21 protein-coding genes and 2 tRNA genes are annotated in these 23,649 nt (G+C 51.2%); 8 read left to right on the top strand and 15 right to left on the bottom strand.

What is annotated here, in order from left to right; genetic code table 11:
* Window positions 1–5: 5 nt before the first annotated feature.
* From JWJ90_RS05510 to JWJ90_RS05465, 10 genes are all read right to left on the bottom strand, one after another.
* Window positions 6–1,466 carry a sensor histidine kinase gene (locus JWJ90_RS05510; RefSeq protein WP_205226200.1) on the bottom strand — a complete coding sequence of 487 codons (1,461 nt, stop codon included), beginning with the start codon at window positions 1,464–1,466 and terminating at the stop codon, window positions 6–8.
* Between the two features lie 4 nt (window positions 1,467–1,470).
* Complete coding sequence (locus JWJ90_RS05505) at window positions 1,471–2,043, bottom strand: ANTAR domain-containing response regulator (protein WP_205226199.1); 573 nt, start codon at window positions 2,041–2,043, stop codon at window positions 1,471–1,473.
* Between the two features lie 27 nt (window positions 2,044–2,070).
* On the bottom strand, window positions 2,071–2,412 hold the full coding sequence (locus JWJ90_RS05500) for a BMC domain-containing protein (RefSeq protein ID WP_205226198.1): 342 nt from the start codon (window positions 2,410–2,412) through the stop codon (window positions 2,071–2,073).
* A 309-nt stretch (window positions 2,413–2,721) separates the two neighbouring features.
* Window positions 2,722–4,224 (bottom strand): ethanolamine permease, encoded by a 1,503-nt coding sequence (eat, locus tag JWJ90_RS05495; RefSeq protein WP_205226197.1) that lies wholly within the window; start codon window positions 4,222–4,224, stop codon window positions 2,722–2,724.
* Between the two features lie 460 nt (window positions 4,225–4,684).
* Window positions 4,685–4,770: transfer RNA gene (locus JWJ90_RS05490), tRNA-Leu, on the bottom strand.
* Between the two features lie 16 nt (window positions 4,771–4,786).
* Complete coding sequence (secG, locus tag JWJ90_RS05485) at window positions 4,787–5,143, bottom strand: preprotein translocase subunit SecG (RefSeq protein ID WP_205226196.1); 357 nt, start codon at window positions 5,141–5,143, stop codon at window positions 4,787–4,789.
* A complete protein-coding gene (gene tpiA, locus JWJ90_RS05480; protein WP_205226195.1) occupies window positions 5,140–5,895 on the bottom strand; it encodes a triose-phosphate isomerase in 756 nt (251 codons plus the stop codon). The genes secG and tpiA overlap by 4 nt, the downstream gene beginning before the upstream one ends.
* A 66-nt stretch (window positions 5,896–5,961) precedes the next feature.
* A complete protein-coding gene (locus JWJ90_RS05475; protein ID WP_205226194.1) occupies window positions 5,962–7,137 on the bottom strand; it encodes a phosphoglycerate kinase in 1,176 nt (391 codons plus the stop codon).
* Entirely contained in the window at window positions 7,124–7,606 is a 483-nt protein-coding gene (rimI, locus tag JWJ90_RS05470; RefSeq protein ID WP_205226193.1) for a ribosomal protein S18-alanine N-acetyltransferase, read from the bottom strand. Before rimI ends, JWJ90_RS05475 begins: the two co-directional genes overlap by 14 nt.
* Window positions 7,587–8,807 (bottom strand): glyceraldehyde 3-phosphate dehydrogenase NAD-binding domain-containing protein, encoded by a 1,221-nt coding sequence (locus tag JWJ90_RS05465; protein WP_205226192.1) that lies wholly within the window; start codon window positions 8,805–8,807, stop codon window positions 7,587–7,589. The genes rimI and JWJ90_RS05465 overlap by 20 nt, the downstream gene beginning before the upstream one ends.
* A gap of 315 nt (window positions 8,808–9,122) precedes the next feature.
* Between JWJ90_RS05465 and sfsA the strand changes: the two genes are divergently transcribed.
* Together sfsA and queC are read left to right on the top strand one after the other, a co-directional pair.
* Window positions 9,123–9,821, top strand: coding sequence for a DNA/RNA nuclease SfsA (gene sfsA / locus JWJ90_RS05460; RefSeq protein WP_205226191.1), 699 nt, complete (start codon window positions 9,123–9,125; stop codon window positions 9,819–9,821).
* A gap of 10 nt (window positions 9,822–9,831) precedes the next feature.
* Window positions 9,832–10,527, top strand: coding sequence for a 7-cyano-7-deazaguanine synthase QueC (gene queC / locus JWJ90_RS05455; protein ID WP_205226190.1), 696 nt, complete (start codon window positions 9,832–9,834; stop codon window positions 10,525–10,527).
* Window positions 10,528–10,747: 220 nt separating this feature from the next.
* Here queC and JWJ90_RS05450 read toward each other — a convergent pair whose 3' ends face one another.
* The 3 genes from JWJ90_RS05450 to lepB form a co-directional block, all read right to left on the bottom strand.
* Window positions 10,748–12,022: a dihydroorotase gene (locus JWJ90_RS05450; RefSeq protein ID WP_205226189.1), complete on the bottom strand. Its 1,275-nt coding sequence runs from the start codon at window positions 12,020–12,022 to the stop codon at window positions 10,748–10,750.
* A 122-nt stretch (window positions 12,023–12,144) separates the two neighbouring features.
* Window positions 12,145–13,077 (bottom strand): aspartate carbamoyltransferase catalytic subunit, encoded by a 933-nt coding sequence (locus tag JWJ90_RS05445; RefSeq protein WP_205226188.1) that lies wholly within the window; start codon window positions 13,075–13,077, stop codon window positions 12,145–12,147.
* A 14-nt stretch (window positions 13,078–13,091) separates the two neighbouring features.
* A complete protein-coding gene (lepB, locus tag JWJ90_RS05440; RefSeq protein ID WP_338032291.1) occupies window positions 13,092–13,742 on the bottom strand; it encodes a signal peptidase I in 651 nt (216 codons plus the stop codon).
* A gap of 371 nt (window positions 13,743–14,113) precedes the next feature.
* Here lepB and JWJ90_RS05435 point away from each other — a divergent pair, with 371 nt between their 5' ends.
* A complete protein-coding gene (locus tag JWJ90_RS05435; RefSeq protein WP_205226186.1) occupies window positions 14,114–16,006 on the top strand; it encodes a bifunctional metallophosphatase/5'-nucleotidase in 1,893 nt (630 codons plus the stop codon).
* Between the two features lie 303 nt (window positions 16,007–16,309).
* Window positions 16,310–16,591: an integration host factor subunit alpha gene (locus JWJ90_RS05430; protein WP_205226185.1), complete on the top strand. Its 282-nt coding sequence runs from the start codon at window positions 16,310–16,312 to the stop codon at window positions 16,589–16,591.
* A gap of 88 nt (window positions 16,592–16,679) precedes the next feature.
* Here the strand turns inward: JWJ90_RS05430 and JWJ90_RS05425 are convergent, their stop codons facing one another.
* On the bottom strand, window positions 16,680–17,114 hold the full coding sequence (locus JWJ90_RS05425) for a PilZ domain-containing protein (protein ID WP_205226184.1): 435 nt from the start codon (window positions 17,112–17,114) through the stop codon (window positions 16,680–16,682).
* A gap of 419 nt (window positions 17,115–17,533) precedes the next feature.
* On the opposite strand from JWJ90_RS05425, the gene JWJ90_RS05420 reads away from it, so the two are divergent.
* The 3 genes from JWJ90_RS05420 to JWJ90_RS05410 are packed head-to-tail and all read left to right on the top strand — an operon-like array spanning window position 17,534 to window position 22,710.
* Complete coding sequence (locus JWJ90_RS05420; protein WP_205226183.1) at window positions 17,534–18,433, top strand: ABC transporter substrate-binding protein; 900 nt, start codon at window positions 17,534–17,536, stop codon at window positions 18,431–18,433.
* A gap of 30 nt (window positions 18,434–18,463) precedes the next feature.
* Window positions 18,464–21,763: a PAS domain-containing sensor histidine kinase gene (locus JWJ90_RS05415; RefSeq protein ID WP_205226182.1), complete on the top strand. Its 3,300-nt coding sequence runs from the start codon at window positions 18,464–18,466 to the stop codon at window positions 21,761–21,763.
* A gap of 5 nt (window positions 21,764–21,768) precedes the next feature.
* Window positions 21,769–22,710 carry a response regulator gene (locus tag JWJ90_RS05410; protein ID WP_205226181.1) on the top strand — a complete coding sequence of 314 codons (942 nt, stop codon included), beginning with the start codon at window positions 21,769–21,771 and terminating at the stop codon, window positions 22,708–22,710.
* Window positions 22,711–22,974: 264 nt separating this feature from the next.
* Here JWJ90_RS05410 and JWJ90_RS05405 read toward each other — a convergent pair.
* Window positions 22,975–23,072 (bottom strand) — tRNA-Sec (locus JWJ90_RS05405).
* 207 nt (window positions 23,073–23,279) lie between these two features.
* Between JWJ90_RS05405 and JWJ90_RS05400 the strand changes: the two genes are divergently transcribed.
* On the top strand, window positions 23,280–23,639 hold the full coding sequence (locus tag JWJ90_RS05400) for a hypothetical protein (RefSeq protein ID WP_205226180.1): 360 nt from the start codon (window positions 23,280–23,282) through the stop codon (window positions 23,637–23,639).
* Window positions 23,640–23,649: the final 10 nt, after the last annotated feature.

Below are 23,649 nucleotides of genomic sequence, written 5' to 3'. Positions count from 1 at the left end.
TTTATTTAATGGGTATTACAGTGCATTGTATTGGTGATAAAATCAAAAAAGACGCTGGTTCCTTTGTGGCTGGTATCAACATGCAGAGTCCCCCCGAGTTTATCCGTTACCAACTGCTGAACAATGGTCGAGCCAAGGGAGTTGCCGCTACTGATCTTGTTTTCATCATAGCCAATACCGTCGTCGGTTATACTGATGTTCGAACAGGTTGTGCCTTTTCGGATCTCAACGGTAATCAAACCTTGTTCTCGTCCTTCAAATGCGTATTTAAGGCAGTTTTGAATAATCTCATTGACCACCAACCCTATAGAGGTGGCGATATCTGAATTGGTTTTGATGACGTCACCGACCACGCGAATTCGAATATCCCGATTGGCGGAAAGACTATGTTGGGTCACACTGGTCAGAATTCGTTTCACCATATCGAGCAAGTCGATATCATCCATGCCGTTTTGGGCTAAAATTTCATGCGTTGCTGCTATGCTGAGCACCCTGCTGATACTCTTGTTAAACGCCTGCTGCGCCGTAGCATCATTGATACGGCGGGATTGCAGACGAAGCAAACTGGCTATTGTTTGCAGGTTATTCTTGACCCTGTGATGAATCTCCTGCAACGCGACCGACTTAAGTATCAACTCTTTTTCTTTTTCAGTAACGGCAGTTTCATCTGACATCAACATGACAACCCCTGTAGGAAGTGGATTGGACGAACTATACATAGGGGTATACTTAACATTCAACACCAGACCGGCGACATTTATCCCCGGAGAAACAATTTGTTTTTGCTCAAGGATATCTTCAAAAAAAATATTCTCCAAAGCCAGGTCAGAAAAGTGCAGATCTTCGAGCAAATTTTTGTAACCTAATTTTTTGTAGATGGCCTGGGCAACCGGGTTGGTAAAAACGCAGAGCCCCTCCTGGTTGAAGAGGATTATTCCATCGGTTACATGATAGGGAATGCCCTGCTCCCGTGAGAGCATGGACATCAAGGTTTCCGCCAACTGTTCGGTTGTTTTGGAAAGGACCGATATATGCTGCTTGGTCTGCACCGCTTTGGTCACATCCGTTTCCGCAATCAGACAGGCCACAACGTCCCCCTGCCCATTTTTTATGGGGGAAACATTTTGGCGGACATCTCTGTCTTCCTGGGTCTTTGCGAGCATATCCTGGGTGGGCATGCCCACATCCAGGGTTCGCAGGGCCGCAGGTTCGTTGATTCTTTGGGCAAATTCCCCCACCACCGAGTGCTGGTAGAGGGTTTTCCCACTCGATGGCCTGGCCTGAGCAACGACGATGGCGACATCCTTATCGTGCGTCTTACAATCAATAAAGACATCAGCATTCATCAGATCGGCAACGGTATTAAGCGTTACCGCGACCTCATGAATACTGGCCACATCTTCAGCACTGAGCGCGGTATGCTCCCGGCACAACTGCTCGATTCTTTTTTTCTCGGCCTCAGTCATACAATTATCTGTGATTAAGCAGAATGATCTCGGCAATATCCTGCATGGGGCGGCGTTTATCCATCCCCAATTTCCGGATCATCTGAAAGGCTTCTTCTTCGCCGATGTTATGCTCTTTCATAAGCACGCCTTTGGCCTTTTCGATCATGGCCCGGGCTTCGAGGCGTTTCTTGGTCTGCTCGATCTCTTTTTGTTTTTGTGACAGCTCTTCCCCTCGGGCAATGCCGACCTCAATCATGGGGATAAGAGCCTCTTCCTTGATGGGTTTGACCACATAGCCCACCACACCGGAATTTTTGGCCTGATCTATAAATTCCATACTGGAATAGGCGGTGATCAGGAGGATTGCCTTGGCATGCTGTTCTTCATGGATAATATGCGCCGCCTTCAATCCATCGAGCAGGGGCATTTTGATATCCAGCAATACAACATCAGGGTTGAGTTTTTTACAGAGTTCAATGGCATCAAAGCCATCTGAAGCCTCTCCAACCACCTCGTACCCGGCATGGAGCAGGATTTCCCGAATATCCATACGTGTAATGGGTTCATCATCGGCAATGACAATCCTGTATCCCATACTTCCTTCCCTCTCTTTCCCCAGTTCTCAGGACCTGGTTGTTGGCACAACGGTAAAATGCAGATTTATGGAAAAATAATGGGACACCTCTCCCACAGCTGCCTCCACACTGGAAACATCGCCGGTCATCACCAGTGAGCCACCAAACCGGTCAACAAAGGCGAGACCGACACTTGCCGCCTTGGTCGCAACATCAGCGGCGATGATAACAGCCTCTCCAGGGGTGATCGTCAAAATACCAATGGCATCACACTCGCCCTCAATACCAATCTGCTCGCAAACCAACGTGGAGGGCCGGGCAATGACATGGGCCAGGGTTAACTGGGTTCCTGGGACATATTCCTGGATGAAGCGTTGTTTTTCGTCCATTGTGCTTTCTGGTGCTTCCCTCAGTGTATCCGCCTGAATCTGCGGATACGTTGAGATTTATAGTCAGTCTTTTCTACCAGGTCAAGCCGGAGGCGCCCCATGGACGCTCCCGGCTTGACTGACTCGATGAGAAGCGAGGTTATGAGATTAGGGAATCTTGAATAATTGCTTTTTCTGCCAATCTCGGCGTCTTGCTGAGAATTTTATTCTCGGAGGTAAGCGAAGACTCCGATATCAGTCATATACCTGCGGTAAAATTATCAGCAATCCTTGACCTTGATTGAAAAATCTAATTATTCAAGACACCCATTAGTTCAATCCCTCTTCTGCAGCTGAAATAGCAGCGAACTCCTCTTCAGGCGCATTGGCAATCAGATGCCTGCGGCTATAGAGCAGGAAGTAGAGCAGAAAAGCAGCGTAGATGAGCGCTGCGATACAGGTCATCTTGGCATTGGCCAGAAAGCAGGCCACAAAAGCAAAGCAGCCAAGAATGACACTGATCCCTGAAGTGAATTTACCGCCAGGAGTCTTATAAGGACGCTTCAAGTCCGGCTCTTTAATTCGCAGCACAAAATGTGAGGCAGTCATGAGAACATAGGAGATAGAAGCGCCAAAGACCGCAATGACCAGAAGGCTGTCGCCGTCAACCACCAGTGAGAGAAGAAAACCAAGGATGCCGATGGCCATCAGTGCCACATAGGGAGTCTTTCTGTGGCCGGTCAGGGAGAGAAAGGTTGGCAGATACCCCGCACGGGACAGGGCGAAAAACTGCCGGGATGCTCCGTAAATGAGGGAAAAGAAGCTGGCAACCAGCCCGGCCAGGCCGACAACGTTAATCAGCCGGGAAACAAAGGTCGGACCACCATAGGCATTGGGTGACTGGATCGCACCAATGAGTGGATCTGCAGCATCTTTAATCAGGTTGGCAGAAGATCCTGCCGGGCCAAAAACGAGAATAAGACCGGCAAAAATCAACAGGGTTACCATGGCGGTGATAATCGCCTTGGGCATGTCTTTGGTCGGATCCTCGCACTCCTCAGCCGCCAGGGGGATACCCTCAACACCGAGGAAAAACCACATACCAAAAGGCAGTGCTGCCCAGACGCCCATCCACCCATAGGGAAGAAAGGTGCTGGCTCCAGCAACATTTTCTTTCGGAGCAATGTCAAAGAGATTGGCAGGCTCGAAATGGGGAATCATGGAAAGAATGAAGGCTACAAGGGCTGCAACGGCAATGACGGTGATGATCATACACAGGGTGAGCGCCTCACCCACACCAAAGAGATGAACACCAACAAAGAGAACATAGAAGAGCATCTTGGTGATCCAGGTTCCGCCAAGCGTCATGGTCACAACATCCTGCATACTTACAGGCACATAGACCATGAGCGAACCATCAGGCCCAAAGAGTGATGTACAGTAGCCCGCAATAAAACAGACGATCGCCGCCGGTGCGATACAGTATTCAAAAAGAATACCGACACCGGTCATGTAGCCGCCCAGAGGGCCAAAGGCGCGGCGGGCAAAGCCGTAACCGCCACCTGCTGAAGGGATAATTGTGGAGAGTTCCGCCTCGGAGAGCACCATGGAGGTATACATAACCGCCATCAGGACGGTGGCGACAAGAAGACCACCCCACCCTGCTTTTTCGATACCAAAGTTCCAACCGGCAAAATCGCCGGAGATTACGTAGGCCACACCAAGGAAAGAGAGAAGAATCCAGCCCGCGGCACCTTTCTTCAGCTCCCGCTGTTCAAAATAATTTTCGCCTGTGCTCGCAATGGCCCCAGACTGAGTTTTTTGACCTGCCATATTTTTCCTTCAAATAATTGTAATTTGGGCACCTTGAGGATTTCCCGCAGGACACCAACAGTAGGAAATTTTCAGCTTCACAGAAACCTTTCTCGTCGCGGACCGGTCAACATCACAAAAGAAAGGCTCCCTACCACCACACGTTGTGGCACCCAACCTTCCGGGGCTGCGGGTGGATTCAGAGGAACAAAGCGCAAAAAAAAAGCTTGCAGCCAATAATCCCGTTAAGGATTATCCGACAGCAAGCTCCGTTGTTTGCTCGAGTCTCGTACGCCGTTGTACGAGTACATTTCGTTTATTTCGGCATGGTAGCTAGCACATCTTTGAACAAAGCGCAATATTTTTTTGTACCAGCTGGGTTGTTCATTCAATGATCCCCTTTGGCTGGAGAGAATAGTTCCATAGGCTCAAAGCAAAAAAAATCCCGTAATCTTTACAGATTACGGGATTTTTTCAAAAATGGTGCCGAAGGCGAGACTCGAACTCGCACGACCGTGGGCCACTACCCCCTCAAGATAGCGTGTCTACCAGTTCCACCACTTCGGCAACAACTTTATGTTTTTTACTGCTGCGGAGCTGCCGGGGCAGGCTCTACGGCCGGCTCAGTCGCCGGCAAGGGAACAGTGATGGGTGCCTCAGTGGCAGGAATCTGCTGTTCTACCTGGACATCTTTCATCAGCGAGCCAGAACTCTGATTGGCCGAGAGGTAGGCCAAGGTGATGGAGGTGCCCATAAATATAATTGCTGCAAAGGTCGTAATTTTATTGAGCAACGGAATAGGTCCTTCCGTACCAAATACTGACTGGTTGGAACCGCCAAAAGAGGCTCCAATGTCCGCACCTTTCCCCTGCTGCAACAAGACAATGCAGATTAAAAAGAAACAGACTATTACGTGGGCTACAATCAGTATAGTGGTCATTGGAATTGAATTATCCGGTCAAACGATTCGGCCTTTAATGCGGCTCCACCGACAAGCGCACCATCAATATCGGGCTGCGCCATCAGCTCATCAATGTTTTCGGGTTTAACCGAGCCACCATACAGTATTCTCACTGCTGTGGCAACATTTTTTTCAAAAATACTCTCTAAAAGCTGACGAATAAAGGCGTGTACCTCTTGCGCCTGCTCCTTAGTTGCCGTCTTTCCTGTGCCGATGGCCCATACCGGTTCATAGGCAATAACCACCTGCTGCATCTGCTCGGTATCAACACCGGCCAACCCGTGCCGAATCTGGGCTTCAAGAACACTAAACGTCTTGCCAGCCTCACGTTCGCTTAAGGTTTCACCGATGCAGAGGATGGGCAAGATAGCACCATTTAATGCTCCATGCAAGCGCCGATTGATCATGGCACTATCTTCTCCAAAGACATGTCTTCTTTCAGAGTGACCGATGATGGCAACGCTCACGCCAATATCCTTGAGCATAGGGGCAGATATCTCGCCGGTAAAGGCGCCTTCCTTCTCCCAGGCTATGTTTTGCGCACCAACCAGAACACCGGTTTCCTGAACAGCCGTACAGACAGCAGCAAGTGAGGTGAATGCGGGAGCGATCATGACATCCCGATCAGCACAGGCGGCAGCAGACTGTGCCACGGCCTTTGCCAGGGCGACAGCCTCATCCTGCGTAAGATACATCTTCCAGTTTCCGGCTATTAACGGACGTCTTTGCATAAGCAAACCTCCTGGTTCAATATTGGTTAGCTGTACATTTTTTGCAACGAATCATGCATGTTACATTTAACCAAGCGCATCAACCCCCGGCAAGGTTTTCCCTTCCATCAGCTGCAGAAATGCACCTCCGCCGGTGGACATATAGGAGATATTGGCCGCCTCTCCCGAGAGGGCGATCGCCGCGTTGGAATCGCCACCTCCGGTAATCGAGAGGGCATGGGCTGAGGCTACGGCATGGGCAAGCGCCATGGTGCCCCGGGCAAAGGCATCCATCTCAAAGGCTCCCATGGGGCCGTTCCAGACAATGGTTTTGGCATCAGCAAGCACTTCACAGAAACAGAGCACCGAAGCTGGACCGATATCAAGGGCCATCCAGTTTTCTGGGATATCCTGAATGGTGACCTGCTTGCTGACCGCATCTGGGGCAAACTGATCGGCTGCAATCACATCCACCGGCAGGTACACTTTCACGTTTTTGGCTTTCGCCTGCTTGAGCAGCTCATCGGCTGTTTCAAGCAGTTCGTCTTCCACCTTGGACGCGCCCACCGCATAGCCCTGGCTTTTTAAGAAGGTGTTGGCCATGGCACCGCCGATAATCATCTTATCGACCCGCTCTAGCATATTGCGCAGGGCTTCAAGCTTACCGGAGACCTTGGCCCCACCAACGATAGCGACCAGAGGCCGCTGGGGCGTATCAATGCAGCGATGAAAGTATTCGATTTCCTTTTGCAGCAGAAAACCTGCTCCCTTTTCCTCTACACAGGAGGCCACCCCGGCAACAGAGGCATGGGCACGATGGGAAACGGCAAAGGCATCGTTGATATAGACCTCGGCAAGACTTGCCAGCTGCTCGGAGAAGGCAGGATCGTTTTTTTGCTCCTCGGGATGAAAACGCAGGTTTTCAAGCATCAGCACCTGACCGTTTTCAAGTTGAGAAACCGCCTGGACCACTTCCGGGCCAACACAATCGGGAGCCAACGGCACAGGTCGTTCAAGCAGTTTCCCCAGATAATCCGCCACAGGCCCCAGTGAATATTTATCCACCCGCTCCCCTTTGGGCCGGCCACGGTGACTGCAGAGAATTACCTTGGCGTTCTCCTCGAGCAGATAGTGGAGCGTGGGTAAAACTGTACGAATGCGCAGATCATCGGTAATCTCACCGGCCTCATTCATGGGCACGTTGAAATCCACGCGAATCAGCACCCTCTTTCCTTTCAAATCAAGATCTTTAAGCGTTTTCATGCCCTTCCCCGTTTAATTCTTTCATATCCCGTTGCAGCAGAACTGCATCTTCGACAGGCCCGCAGTAGTATTTTTTTCGCCGACCGACCTGGCTAAAACCAAGGGTCGCATACAACTGCCGTGCCGCCTTGTTGGAATCCCGCACCTCAAGCAAACAGGTGCACACACCATTTTGTTCAAGATACTGTAACGACCAGTCCATCAGGCTGCGGGCGAGCCCCTGCCGTTGTCGTTCAGGGGCGATCACCAGATGCAACAGTTCACTCTCGGGTGGAGAGGTCCGAAAAAAGGCGTAGCCCACAACTGCGCCAGCTACTTCAATCACCCAGCCAGATCCATTTTTGGCAGCAAGTTCTGCCGCAAGCTGCGAATCCGTCCAGGGGGCGGCCATGCCTCGTTGTTCGATGGCAACAATCGAATCAAGGTCACCTGCCTGAGCCGGACGAATATCAGACCATGCTTTCTGCAACAGAAACAGTCAACTCACCCAGCATATTGGTGTAGCTGCCCAACTCATTGTCGTACCAGCCGTAGATAACCGCCTGAGTCACAGGCACATCAATAACAGGTGGCACGGTACCAGGCTCAAAGCGGCAGTTGGGAATGTTCTGCAGGTTAACCCGAATCGAAGCGGTGCGGGTATGAATCTCGGTGGATTCAATCACGGTGGCCGCACTGGGCATGCCTATAATATCCGAAGAGACATTCTGTTCCTTGGAGAACTCCAGGTAGGGACTGGTTTTACTGTACTCTTCGTAAATGGAGTTGAGCAGGCTGCGTTTGATGGGATTATCGATCTCATCCTGCAGATTGAGCACCAGGACAATCAACGAGCCGGTGGAGGTGGGGATACGTACCGACTCAGCGATAAAACCAATGGATTTCATCTCCGGAATAACCAGGCCAAGCGCCTTGGCTGCACCGGTGGTAGTGAGGATGATGTTGTTGAGAATCGAGCGATTTTTCCGCAGATCTCCGGCTCCGGTTGCAGGCAGACGATCAAGGACCTGCTGGGAGCCGGTGGCAGCATGCACAGTCACCATGGAGGCAGAGAGCATACGATCGGCACCGAAGTGATCCAACAACGGCTTGATCATGTAAGACAGACAGGTGGTTGTACAGGACGCCGCTGAAATGATGGAGTGTTTGGAAGGATTGTAATCATCATCATTAATGCCCATAACCGTGGTTACGGCATCATCGGGCATGTCCAGCCCTTTGGCCTTAATCTTAAAGGGGGCCGAGACCATAACTTTTTCCGCACCGGCCTGGAGATGGCCGCGCACCGAGCCCTTGCCTTCGGAGGGATCGGCCGTAGGATCCTTGAACACACCGGTACTATCGACAACCAGACGAACCTGATTGCCTTTCCAGTCGATATCTTTGGGATTACGGTCTTTGCGCAAAAAGGTGACCGGTATACCGTTGATGGTCATGGTCCCCTTTTCTTCGTTGAGATTCTCTATAACCCGACCGCCCTTATGCCCGTGGAGATAGGTGCTCAAACGGCCGTAAGAGGAGTCCTTCTCAATGGAAGCTGCGATATCGTGCAGTCCGGAACCAACCTGCCGCCCCAGATTGACCACGATCTCCGAAAAATATTGACGGGAGACATGGTTCCAGAGGGTAAGTTTGCCGATGCGTCCAAGACCATTGAGCCCGAGTTTCATAAGGGTTTCTCCTTTACGATTGGATTATGGGAGAGAACTTGTTATATGCCGAAGGAAGCTAGGTAAAAAATTGAGGACAAAGATCTGCACTCGCTTTTTGCTTCAACCGCCGGATAGAACAAAATATCAGTAAAAAAGGTGTCAAGCGGCACTCCTCGCTCCTGCCCCCGGCAAGATACCGCCGCATTGTACTGAATTATTTAAAATACAATACTTGTTCGGGAATTACCAGTCCCACGCCACATCTTAGTGGTTTTTCCCCATTTAATATATCCAAAAAACATACCCTTAGCCTCCTCCTGCATTGCACCTGTCATGTTGCTGCCCGATTCCTGCCAAATTGCCACGCTCATCAAACGCTACAAACGTTTTTTAGCAGATGTTACCTTGAAAGACGGCACCACCATGACCGTTCACTGCCCAAACTCCGGCTCCATGCGGGGCTGTGCTACGCCAGGCAGCCCTGTGGTTATCAGCCGTTCGGATAATCCCAAACGCAAATATCCCTGGAGCCTGGAAATGGTTCAGGAACAAGGTGTCTGGATCGGTATTCATACCGGCCGCACAAACCATCTCGTCCATGAAGCGCTCAAAGCCGGAGTCATTACAGAGTTTGGCCACATTACCGAAATTCGTCCGGAGGTGAAGGTCTCAAGCAAAAGCCGCCTCGACTTTCTCATTGAAAGCGACCTGGGCAGATCCTATTTGGAAGTGAAGAATTGCTCGCTGGCCGAAGATGGCATAGCCTACTTTCCAGATGCTATCACCAGTCGTGGTGCCAAACACATTCAGGAATTGCTGCTCCTGGCCGAGCAAGGTTTCGGTGCTGCTGTGCTCTTTTGTGTTCAACGTAGTGATGCAAGCCGGTGTACGCCAGCAGCACATATTGATCCGGTCTATGCCCAGGCCGTGGCAGCGGCCAGTAAACAAGGTGTTCGTTTTTTAGCCTACCAGGCAGAGGTCACGCCGAAGGAAATTACCATCCGCCATCCTCTTCCATTTTTTATTATTTAATCGTGATGCTATGAATACTCGACAAGCAGTGGTGCTGCTCAGTGGCGGTCTTGACTCGACTACCGTGCTGGCGATTGCCCAATCCCAGGGATTCACCTGTAACTGCCTCAGCTTTTCCTATGGCCAGCGCCAGGAGATTGAACTTGAACGTGCGCGCGCCATCGCCCAGAGAGCTGGCGTTGCCAACCACCTGGTTCTTAGGGTGGACCTGGATGCCATTGGCGGCTCAGCCCTGACAGCGGATATCGAGGTTCCCAAAGATCGTCCTTATGCCACCATGGAAGAGGAGATTCCGGTGACCTATGTTCCCGGACGCAATATTCTCTTCCTGGCCCATGCCCTCTCCTGGGCCGAGGTGTTGGGGGCTTCTGATATTTTTCTTGGAATTAACGCGGTGGACTACAGCGGCTACCCCGACTGCCGCCCGGAGTTTTTGCAGGCCTTTGCAACCATGGCAAACCTGGGGACCAAGGCGGGAGCAACCGGAGAGGGATTTCGCTTCCACGCCCCGCTTATTGAGTTGAGCAAAAAAGAAATAATAGAAAAAGGGATGAAACTGGGTGTCGATTACAGCAAAACGCACAGCTGCTACGATCCCATCGAGGGAAAGGCCTGTGGCCGCTGTGATGCCTGCCGCCTTCGGTTGCAGGGGTTCAGCGAGGCCGGGCTGACTGATCCGGCCCCCTATGCAGGGAATCTTGAATAATTGCTTTTTCTGCCAATCCCGCGGAGTCTGGCGCTTACCTCGTCACGCTTAAAATTTTATCCTCGGAGGTAAGCGAAGACTCCGATATCCTTTATATGCCTGCGGTAAAATTTTGCGCAATCCTCGGAGTCTGCGCTTACCTGGCCTTGATTGAAAAATCTAATTATTCAAGACACCCTGTAATCCGTGACGACGGGCGCTCACGGATTCATACAAGGTATTAGCTTAAGATGTTGTAACGAATATCCCCACTCACCATGGTCATGACCGCCCTTCCCTGGAGCTTCCAACCCAAGAAGGGTGTGTTACGGCTCTTGGAGACCACCTGATCGGCACTGTAGGTAAAGGTGCACTCCGGGTCTATCAGGGTGATATCCGCAACCATGCCGGGAGTGAGCGCACCACCGGGAAGCCCGAGAATACGCGCCGGATTCGCTGACATCAGAGCAATCAAACGGCTCGGGTCGAGTACTTTCTCGCGCACCAAAGCAAGTCCCAACGGGAGCGAAGTCTCCAGGCCGATAATACCGTTGGCCGCATGATCAAACTCCACTTCCTTCTCTAAGATAGAATGCGGTGCATGGTCTGTGGCAATGACATCCAGGGTTCCGTCGCCAAGGGCGGTGCGGATGGCCTCGCGATCCGCCGCTGAACGCAGGGGCGGGTTCATCTTGGTGTTGGTGTCATACCCTTCCACCGCCTCATCCGTCAGGGTAAAATAATGCGGTGCCGTCTCTGCGCTCACTCGCACCCCACGTGCCTTGGCCGCTCGAATCAGATCAAGCGACATGGCTGTACTTACATGGGCGATATGGACCGGCGTTCCCGTGATTTCCGCCAGGGCTATTTCCCGGTAAACCATGATCGATTCCGCAGCGGTCGGTATTCCTTTAAGCCCTAGGCGGGTGGCGACAGGGCCTTCATTCATCACGCCGGTGCTGAGCGAGGCCTCCTCACTGTGGGAAATGACAGGCAGCTTAAAGTTGGATGCATATTCAAGGGCTCTGCGCATCAACTGGCTGTCGCGCACCGGATGGCCATCATCGCTCACTGCAACCGCTCCCGCGGCCTGCATCTCACCAAGTTCAGCCAACTGCTGCCCACTGGAACCTAAACTGATAGCCCCTACCGGATAAACGCGCACAGCCGCCTCGGCCGCTTGCGCACGGATCATCGCTGTGATGGCAGCGTTGTCATTCACCGGTTTCGTATTGGGCATACAGGCGACTGCGGTGAACCCACCGCTGGCGGCAGCCTGAGCTCCTGTGAGAATATCCTCTTTATACTCCTCACCCGGCTCCCGCAGATGAACATGCATATCGATCAAACCGGGAACGACCCAGCAGCCACCGGCATCGATAACCGGCGTATCCGCCGGCAAATCTGCAGCCGATTCGACAAGGGCTCCGTCCCTGATCAGCAGCTCACCGATCCGGTCAACCCCATTGACCGGATCAATGATACGCCCGTTTACAATGCGCCAGGTTGTGCTCATTGGTTTCTTGCCTCAAAAGTTACTCAAATCATGAAAGGTTTGCGTTCGTACAGGCGCTCTTTTCGTCGGGATCTCTCAGACCATCACAAAACGCAAAAAACTGCCGTTGCTCAGCGTGTAGCTCAGGAATTCCCCATCACCAGATAGAGAAGCGCCATGCGCACTGCCACACCGTTTGTCACCTGATCCAAAATGACGGACTGTGTGCCATCGGCAACATCGGGGGGTAACTCCACTCCCCGATTCACTGGGCCCGGATGCATCACCAGCGCATCTGGTTTAGCCAGGGAGAGGATCTTGCGGGAGATGCCGAACTGGCGGGAATACTCACGCAGCGATGGCAGCAAAGGATCGTTTTGCCTTTCACGCTGGATGCGCAGGGTCATAACCACATCCGCATCACGCACAGCCTCTTCAAGCGAGGGACTGACGATGGCGCCCAACTGCTCGATTCCCTGAGGGATAAGGGTCGCAGGGCCATGGAGGTGGACATCTGAGCCCATGCGGGTGAATCCAATAACATCCGAACGCGCCACCCTGCTATGGGTGATATCCCCTATAATGGCGATCTTTAATCCACTGAGGGTACCACGATGTTCTTTTACCGTCATCATATCCAGCAATCCCTGGGAGGGATGCTCATGGGCGCCGTCACCGGCATTGACCACCGCCGCCTTGACATGCTTGCTCAGCAGCAGTGGCGCTCCAGAGCAGGAATGGCGGATAATAATAATGTCGGGATGCATGGCCGAGATATTGCGGGCCGTATCCACCAGCGTTTCCCCTTTGGTGGTGGAGCTGGTGGAAGCGCTGATATTAAAGGTATCCGCACTCATCCGCTTTGCCGCGACCTCGAAACTCAGACGGGTACGGGTGGAGGGCTCAAAAAACAGATTGATAATCGTGTGGCCGCGCAGAGTCGGCACCTTTTTAATCGGCCGATCCGAAATCTCTTTAAACGAATCCGCAGTATTGAGAATATGGCTGATATCCTCAGCAGAGAGCTGCTCTATCCCCAGGATATGGCGGTGCGCAAAATAGTAGCCGGTTGACATGGTGCCTCCGGTGATCAGTGAACGATGTCGCCAATTCGACCCCAACGGATGGATTGGAGCCGGTCCAACGAAAACAGGGGTAAGTCCACATCCCAGGACCAGTAAATAGCCCAGGCCTTTCCGCGAACCGCACTGAGATCAACAAAACCCCAAAAGCGGCCGTCGTAGGAGTTATCCCGGTTGTCCCCCATACAAAAAATCTTGTGCTCCGGCACCTTGACCGGCCCATAATTGTCGCGGGTATCCATACTTGCAGGATGAATCAAGGGGTCACGGAAGACGCCGTGTTTATCCTCAAAGGGCTTACCGTTGATGAATATTTTTTTATCGCGGATTTCCACGGTATCACCGGCGACCGCGATCACCCGCTTGATGTAGTCAAGTGATGGGTCCTTGGGATACTGAAAGACAACTATATCGTTGGGTTCGGGATCGGTAATGGAGATCAGGGTCGTCCCGGTAAAGGGCATTTTCACCCCATAGATAAACTTACTCACCAGGAGATGATCTCCGATCTGCAGGGTCGGCAGCATGGAACCGGAGGGAATTTTAAACGCCTGCACGATAAAGGTACGAATAAAGAGAGCCAGGAGGACTGCAATAATAATTGCTTCGACGTTCTCCCGTACAACTGATTTCTTGGACTGCTGGGAATGACTTGCCACGGAGGTGCCTGTAGGTATGGGGGCAGGAGAAAACAACCAGTCTTGTTTGCAAGGAGATGCAAAAAGACATACTCGCAACATAACCCATTGTTATTACATTGCGTTTTTGGTAAATTTCGGTGACCGATCAGGGCCACCAAATTTGGCCAAGGCTACCCGAAGGATCAATAAAATTCAAGCAGGTTTTAGCACCAATGACCAGCAAATACTTTTAGGCGGTTTGAGCGCTTTGCGTATACAATATTTCATCTGCTCTTTGGGGCCTGGCCCCTCTGTCATGGCATTATTTTACCCGCGACAAAAATACTGTACCCAGCTTCTTCGAAAACGCCTTTTGCAGAAGTATTTTTCCTCAAAACCCCCTGCACCCGATGAAACTCCGACAGACTCGCTCACCTCGTATCAACAGGCAGTTCTCTCTGCCCTTTCTGGCCATCATCCTTTGCTTGTGTCTTGCTGGTTGCAGCAGTCTATTCAAGCCTCAGCCAGATTTTTCTCTTACCATGCTCCACATCAACGATCACCATTCACACCTGGACGCAGAACAGGCCAAACTCCTTCTGTTGACCGGAGATAAACGAGAGCTGATCAGTCTGGAACGGGGTGGCTTTCCACGGGTGACCACGGCCATGCATAAATTGACGGCCCAGTCAGACAATGTCATCAAGATGCATAGTGGTGACGCCAGCACAGGTGACCTCTACTTTACCCTGAGTGAAGGCAAGGCGGATAGTGCGCTGATGAATACGGTCTGCTTTGACAGTTTTATTCTCGGTAACCATGAGTTTGACAACACCGATGCGGGAGTCAAAAAACTGATGGGCTACCTGCACAGCGAGACCTGCCACACACCTATGCTCAGTGCCAATGTACGTTTTGGCACCAGTTCGCCCCTGCATGACGCCAAGCCCCCCGAGGCCATCCTGCCCTCCGTGGTTTTGGAACGAAACGGCGAAAAAATCGGGATCATAGGCCTGACCGTTTCCGGAAAGACAAAACATTCCTCCCAGCCCGACCCGGACACGATATTTCTCGACGAGGCCCAGAGTGCGCAGGAGGAGATCGACAAACTCACAAAACTGGGGGTGAATAAGATCATCCTCTCGACCCACATTGGCTACCAGCGAGATCAGGAACTTGCCGCAAAACTCTCGGGAGTTGACGTTATCATCGGTGGAGATTCCCACTCACTGCTTGGTCCGGAGACATTGACGCAATATGGCCTCACCCCTGAAGGGCCTTACCCCACACAGACCGTCGATCGCGACGGCAACCAAGTCTGCATTACCCAGGCCTGGCAGTACAGTTATGTGGTTGGCGAACTCAACGTCACCTTCGATCCCTATGGACAGGTGAAGAGCTGTGACGGCACCCCCTGGCTGCTCATTGGTAATCAGTTCAGCCACGCAGATGGTCAGCCACTTTCCCCTCAAGAAGAGGCAGCGGTTCGGAAGGATATTTCCCAATCGGGCTTTCTTCGCATCACCACACCGGATGCCAAGGCTACCGCAATCCTAGCTCCTTATAAAAAGGAGAAAGAGGCTCTGGGCGACAAGGTGATTGCCCAGGCAGATCAAAATCTCTGTCTGCGACGGGTGCCAGGGGCCAAGCGGGACACCTCCCGCTCCACTCTGGGGGATGTCTGCAATCAGAACCCACGGGTCAACGCGCATGGGGGTGATGTGCAGCAACTTGTGGCCGAGGCATTTCTTCATCAGGGACGCAGGTTTTTTGAGGCAGACCTATCGCTGCAAAACGGAGGCGGGGTCCGGATCGACCTTTCTCCCGGACCGATCACGGTCAAAGATATCTATACGGTGCTCCCGTTTAAAAACACTCTGGTCCAACTCAATGCGACCGGACAGGAAATTAAAGATACCCTGGAAGATGCGGTGGAGGGCGTCGTCGGCCCCAATCAAAACACCGGCAGCTATCCCTATGCCGGGGGCTTGCGCTGGCAGATCGACCTGAATCAGCCCAAGGGAAGTCGGATTAGCCAACTGGAAATTCGAGAAAAAGACGGCAGCTACGCCCCCTTTGAACTTGAGCGGACCTACAAGGTGGTGACCATCTCTTATCTGGCCGATGGCAACGATTCCTTCACCACACTGAAAAGCATCACCGGATCGAGGCGAATTGATGTCGGCCTTGACTATGCAGAGGCCTTTCTCGCCTATATAGACAGTCTGCCTGGAACCACGAAAGTCATTGCTCCACTTAAAGAGGCGCAATACTCCACGCAAAATTTTATAGATACGCCTTGAGAGGTCGCTCTCTTGCATATTGAGATATTTCCCTCCTCAGCCTGTCAATTTGAGAGAGGGACGCAGTGTCAAGAAGAGAGGCTGTTCACAACTCTCTTCTTTTTTTATTTGAATTCAAGGAGGTTACAACGATTTTTTTTCGCAATCCAAAATGGCGCATCACTTGCCACAGGGGGTCTGAGAATACATTCCTGAATCTGTGACGACGGGTGGATATTGAACAACGCATCTTTTGGGTCACCGGCCGTCACGGATTCAGGACATTGCCAATTGACTGGTTGTACAACACGCAAGGAGGATTCCATGACCATCACCAAAGCTGATCTTGTCCGCCAAATTTACCATTCGCATCCCGAGATGACCAAAATGCGCTCGACCCGGGCAGTGGAACTCTTCCTCAGCCTGGCCAAAAACTCTCTTATCTCAGGGGAGCATCTTCTTTTAAGTGGGTTTGGTAAGTTCAAAATCAAAGACAAGCGTCTGCGCCGAGGAAGAAATCCGCAAACCGGTGAGGAATTGATGCTTGATGCACGGCGGGTGGTCACTTTTAAGCCGTCAGGAAAACTCCGCTCAAAGGTAAACTAGACAGAATACTTGTGGGGAAACGGAGAGTCAGCAGTGAACAAGTGGCCTTGAGGCCTCTTGTTCACTGAGATCCCCCAAATGAGGGGAATCAGTAGGCGTGACGGAAAACCTTTGATGCATACAATCCCCCGATAAACTCTCCTATCTTGGGATCCAGGTCAACAAACTGTATGCCTAATTTATACCCCTGCTCCAGGTGTTGCACGTGTCGCACCTGCCCTTTAGCTAACACACGGACTGTATTTAAAATAAATCCAATCTTGAGGGCTTGTCCCTGATCAAGAGATGTATTCAGCAGTACGGCAGCACCTCCCGTACTGAGATCAAGGAGCGTCCCTTGAAGCACTCGTTGCACAGTTGCCACCTTCACAGGGATCTCATTGACCTCGAACAGTTGCCCCATATCATTGAGATCAAGACGAACAAAGGCCCGTTTATCTCGGACATTCTTTTTTTCATAGTCCCAATCTACTTCTAATCCTTCCAGGGAAGGAATCGAATCCCAATTCACCTTTTTCTCCATGGGGGACTCCTCCAAAATTATGACTGAATCCGTGAGCATTCATCAGGGCGTCGGGTGCAACTGGACAATACATGATTTTGTAAAAATACGTCGTCTTATTAAAAGGATGCGTTGTTCAGTAACAACCCGCCGTCACGGATTTGGGTATGAGGCTTGTTTTTTTACCAGTGTATATCTTTCTTCATAATATCATAAAATTCTCACAACGACTAACAATAATTATTCCTAACAGGGCTTTCAATTCTCCGCCTAACCTAAATTTGCTCAAGCATGGGAGTTGCTTTGAAGGTCCTCGCCTCCAAGCAAAGAATCGAACCTTTTGAAGTAAAATAGGCCCCCAACCCTGTTCATCAGGAAGGTCGCATGCTACCATGTTTTCACCACTCCAAGAGAAGTATACTCCAAAGGAGGAGACACCGATGAAAAGGTTATTCACTGCTTTACCCCTGCTGCTCACCCTCATAACGTTCTCACTCAGCGTAGGCTTGGCCAGAGACCTCAAAGACATTCAGAGAGAGGGTGTTCTTCGACACCTTGGAGTTCCTTATGCGAATTTTGTCGCCGCTGCAAACCATGGTCTGGACGTGGAACTCATGCGTCTGTTTGCAGAAAAACTCGGTGTCCGCTACGAGTATGTACAAACAGACTGGAAAAACGTTATCAGCGAGCTTACGGGCAAACTGTACACTGTACATGGAAATGACGTCCATCTCACAGGCAGTATGCCCATCAAAGGCGATGTTATAGCCAATGGCCTCACCATCCTGCCCTGGAGAAAAGCACTGCTTGATTACTCTGCCCCCACCTTTCCCACACAGGTCTGGTTGATCGCCGCTGCCAATTCCTCCTTGCAGCCCATTACCCCCAGCGGTGACATCGAGAAAGATATCGTAGAGACAAAGGCCCTGCTCGCAGACAAAACCGTCCTGGGCATCAGCGGCACCTGTCTTGACCCACAACTCTATAAACTTCAAGCTGTTAATGCCAAGCCTATTCTCTTCGCCGGCACCCTCAACCAGCTTGCCCCGGCAATATTGCAAGGCGAAGCCGACACATCCCTGCTTGATGTCGCCGATGCCCTGGTGGCTCTTGTAAAATGGCCTGGTCAGGTTAAAATTTTAGGCCCCGTCTCCAAGCAACAGGTTATGGGCGTGGGATTTCGTAAAGAGTCGCCGGAACTCCAAAAAGCATTTGCCCAATTTTACGAGGATCTCAAAAAAGATGGCACCTATGCTGCTCTGGTAAAAAAATACTACCCCGATGTTTTTTCTTACTATCCCCATTTTTTTCACGATGTGCCCCCTGTTGAGGGCCAATAAGGCCACCTTTCGCACCGGTCTTCCATGCCCTTGAAAAAAAGCTCATCCGCCAGCCTTCTCTCTCTTCTGGCCTTGACCTGCATGGCCGCTGTTATCAGCGGCCTGATCATTGTCAATTATGTTGCCCAAAATTCCTTGCATCATGCAAACCTTGAGCGATTCCAGCAGAACCTCGAGGACCGGGCACGCAGCCTGGAGTATTTTTTCAGTGAACGGGAAAATGATATCCGCTCACTGGCTGGCTCCACGACTGTGACCAGCTTTTTTGTCAACCGAGCCCTAGGCATGACTATGGCCTATGGTCTACGGGCAAGCCTCAACAACATCAGCCGACATTTCCACGAAAAGGTCGAAAACAGCCTTCTGGGAAACACTGCCATCTATTCATCCTTACTGCTGATTGCAAGCAACGGTGAGATCATGGTGCAGTGGCCAGCCACTTCAAGCCGTTGGAAACGCACAACCACCGACCTGAGTCTGTTTGAAAAAAATACGGTTGCCATTACCAACCAGGGGAACGGGTTGATTCATTTTACCTGCCCGGTATTTGTCAACAATCAGATCCAGGGATTTGTCCAGGGAGTGCTGCAATACCGGACCTTTGTCAACTACCTGCTGCGCGACCTGCCCGGAAGCCTGATTATTACCCACAACAAGAGCATTGCCTATCACACCTTCACCAGGGGCACACCGACACCTGCGCTATTCATGCCGCTCATAGATACACACGAATCTCCAATTCTTATCGAACAGCCCCAACTGGGCCTCCAAAATTCGGAAGCAGCAACAAACGATAAGTCGACACTCTTTTTTGCAGCCATCCCAGCCTACGCCATGAAGTTGCTTGTTCTTGAAGATGGCAGCGTACTCAATCAGCAGCGAAGTCAATTTTATTCATTTGCCAGCCTGATAGTTCTCTCTCTGGCGGCGTTTATCTCTGCCGCCTTTATTTTTCGTGCTGGTGCCAAACGCCTGATCCTGGAGACATCCCTTCAGGAAGCAAACATACGGGAACGTGCCGTTGCTGAAAAAAAAGAAGAATTGGAACTGGTGTTGGAGGGAGCCCAGTTGGGAACCTGGAGTTGGAACCCACTGGACAACCAGGTCGAATGTAATGAGCGTTACTGGTCCATGCTCGGATACTCTTTGGGCGATGAACCGGACCATCTTAATGACTGGATACAACTCCTCCACCCAGAGGACGCTGAGGATGTGGTCACAGCCCTTACCTCACATGCCGCCGGCAAATCCCCCGTTTTTTCGGCAGAATACCGCATGCGCCATAAAAACGGCACCTGGGTCTGGATCCAGGATATCGCCAAGGTCGTGCAAAAAGATTCTCAGGGAAACGCGTTACGGGCCTTTGGCATTCATCAGGATATCACCCAGCATAAGCAGGCTGTTGCTCTTCAGGGAAAAGCCAAACAAGAATCCGATGCAATTATCCGCGACTTTCTTGATACCCTTATCGTCGTCAATACCTACCTCACCATCATTCGTGTCAACCAGGCCACCTGTGATCTGCTGGGCTATGACGAAAAAGAACTTTTAGGCCGCAAGGTTACAGAGATTTTTCACGATACCCCTGAGCATGTCCAACAGGCTTTTGCCTTTTACACCACAGAAAGCGAGATCAACCTGCTCACGCCCCAGGAACGGCGCAATGTTGAACTCTGCTACCGTCACAAAAACGGTGACCGCCTGCCCATGTCGTTTAATATCAAGCTCCTGAAAAACGATGAAGGGAACATCACCGGCGTTGTGGCCGGGGCCAAGGACATATCGCATCTCCGCAGGGCCATGGATAAAATCGGAGAGCAGAAGGAGTACATTGAAACCCTGTTTGACATCATTCCCAGTGGTCTTGTCGCCCTCTCTCCCGAGCTGCAGATCGTGGAGAGCAATCGGGCCTTTCGTCAGCTGGTCGAGACCTGGGCCAATCATTTTGCTATCCCCGTAGAAGAATGCGAACAGCGATTCATTGACCAAATGACCAGCGCTCAACAGGAGCAAGACTCCTTCACTATTGCAATGCAGCAAGGCCATTTCAGAGGTTATTTTCGCTGCAATGCGGTTTTCATTGCTGTGCTTCAGGGTGTCGCTTCGGTAATGTCGATTGAGGATATAACCGATGAACGTCAGGCCGAGGAGGAACGACGTCTGCTGGCAACCGTGATTGAGCAGACCGGGGACTCGATCTATATCTCCTCCATTGAAGAGCTTGTTGAGTATGTCAACCCGGCGGCGATTCACAACAGCGGCTACAGCGAGGAAGAACTGATCGGTGAACCACCGTTAATATTCCGTGACGAGCAGGTTGATGTGAAGATCAAAGATGAGCTGCGTCAAGCTATGAACGAGGGCAAGGCATGGAACGGCCGTTTCAACACGCATCGTAAGGATGGCACGATGATGGAAGAGGACGCCACAGTCTCACCGGTACGTAATGATGCAGGGGAACTCACCCATTTCGTCGCCATCAAGCGCGATGTCACCGAACTTTCCAACCTGCAGCGTCAACTGCTCCAGGCCCAAAAACTTGAGGCCATCGGCCAGCTCGCTGCCGGTATTGCCCATGAGCTCAACACACCGATGCAGTATGTGCAAAATAATGTTTCCTTTTTTAAGCAGTCGTTTGATGAGTTACAGCCACTGCTCGCTGCTCTGGAAAAAATAGAACCAGCGGCTATGCCCTCTCCGGCTAGAGAGGAGCTGGCAGACCAGGATCTTGAATTTCTTTTGGAAGAAGTGCCTACCAGCATACAAGAGACGCTTGATGGTATTGATCGTGTGGCTAAAATCGTTGCGGCCATGAAAGAATTCAGTCATCCAGGTGTCCAGGAACGAGAAGCGACCGATCTCAACCATACCATTGAAAATACACTTATTGTCTGCCGTAATGAGTACAAATACGACGCCGAGCTGCAGACCGATTTTGACGAGGCTCTCCCTTTGGTCCCCTGTTTTCCGGATCAGTTCAACCAGGTCATCTTAAACCTTATTATCAATGCGACCCATGCAATCCAGATGCGCAAAGCCGTGGAACCTGAACTCTCCGGGCTCATAACCGTTACCACCCGCTCCCTGGGCAGTTGGGTTGAAATTCTGGTTACAGACAACGGCACAGGAATTCCTGGGAAGGTCAAAGCACGAATTTTTGACCCGTTCTTTACCACCAAGGAGGTTGGAAAAGGGACCGGTCAGGGACTGACCATTGCCCATGACATCATGGTGAACAAACATGATGGAGAAATCACATTCCACTCTATTCCGGGTGAGGGGACGACGTTCGCTCTTCGACTTCCTCTCAAGCCCAAGCAGGCCAGCTAAAAACCATGCAGACCAGAATTCTTCTCATTGACGACGACTCGAATCTGCTGCAAACCATGCAACGCAGCTTACGTAAAGATTTTGAGGTCCACACCGCAACAAGTGGTCAGCAAGGGCTTGACCTACTCCGCCAACAGGGGCCGTTTGCCGTACTTGTCTCGGATTTGAAGATGCCCCAAATGGATGGTATTGAGGTACTCAGGCTCGCCCATAAAATCAGCCCGGAGACAGTCAGAATTCTCCTCACCGGCTATACGGACCAGGAAACTGCCATCAAAGCCACCAACACAGGAAAAGTATTCCGTTTTTTAACCAAACCCTGTGAAACACAAACATTGATGACGACCCTGCAAGAAGCAACCCTGCATTATCGCATGCTCCAGGCCAAACAGGACCTAATAGAAGAGACTCTGGTCGGTGCGGTTGGCCTGCTTTCGCAAATTCTTGGTCAGGTGACCCCAGAGGCCCTGGCGACAACAAACAGATTGAAACGTTACAGCCTGCACATTGCACGAGAATCAGAATATCAGGAACTCTGGCTCGTTGAAATGGCTGCGATGCTTTCCCATATTGGTTGCCTGAGCATCCCCCCTGCGGTCCTGCATACATACAACACAGGCAACACACTTTCTCCCGAAGAAATCGCTATGCTTGCCGCACATCCAGGAGAGGCGCTTGCCCTTCTCCGTCAGGTATCGGGCTTTGAGGAGGTCTCAAAAATCATTATGCTGGCCTATGGAACCATGACGGAGATTTCCCCTCTCCCCGTTTCTGAAAAGGAAACGCGGACTACCGTGGGAGGCCGTATTCTGCAGACCGCCATGATTCTGGACAACCATCTGATGGCAGGTTTATCAGCTCAGCAGGCCCTGGAGCAGATGGTCCATGATGACCGGCTTGATCAAAAACTGGTGGCGGCCTGCCGGAGCTATCCCCTGAATCTGTGACAACAGAGGGAACGCATCAACTCCGTCTTTTGAACATCAGTCCAATAAGACCTTCGAAAGAAAAAATGAGCCGGCGTCGTCCAGGTTTATACTGCAATTCCCAAAGAGTGCGAATGCACGGCAACGCTCCGTCGTCGGTGAGCAAGGGCAAGATGAACCGGAATTGGTTTTTTTCTTGACAAATTCAGGGGAAAAGAAGATTGACAGCTGAAAAAGAATCAGGCTAGAATAGAGCGGCAAGAGGTCTTGAAAACACTCAAGAAATGGCGGAAGTGCATGGGAATCGAACCCACCTACCGGGTTATTCGCCCGGCACACCGGATTTGAAGTCCGGGAGAGCCACCAGTGCCCTTTCCACTTCCGTTGGAGAAGATCTTTACCTCGCAAAAAAAAACGGATTTCCGTTGGCCACAAAGAGAAAGATGCTGAGATTGTTTCCCTCAATCTTCTTCAGTGGTTGCGAAAGCATGATTAATATTTAATATTTATTCGCTCATAACACAACTGTTTGTTGCCATCAAGATTTAAATCGGGCTTCGGCCCCCAACAGCACACACCTCGATTTTTCCATGGAATGTGAGACTTTAATTCGCCTGATCAAGGACTGGTACCTTCGGGTGAAACAAGAAACCATGGCTCCGGCCCGCATGATGCAGTTCGTTGACCAACATGTCAAAACCTGCAAGGTCTGCCAGGAGGATTTGCTTCTCTCCGATGAGGTTGAGAAAATTCGTGAATTCGTTCTTCCGGAATCCAAAATCCCCAAAGCGGTTCGAGCCGCCGATGAATCCACTCCTGACATTTCTCCCGCCGAGGATGAATACGAAGAGGATGAAAAGTACATCGACGACAATGACGATGATCTGGATGGTGACGAAGACATTGACGATGACAAAAGTAACAACATCAACAACGACGACGTCCTCTAATCCTGCTCCG

Origin of the sequence: Desulfobulbus rhabdoformis (genome assembly GCF_016919065.1) — a bacterium.
Taxonomy (GTDB): domain Bacteria; phylum Desulfobacterota; class Desulfobulbia; order Desulfobulbales; family Desulfobulbaceae; genus Desulfobulbus; species Desulfobulbus rhabdoformis.
The sequence above is the reverse complement of the archived record's forward strand: the minus strand, read 5'-3'. Positions and strand labels throughout refer to the sequence as shown.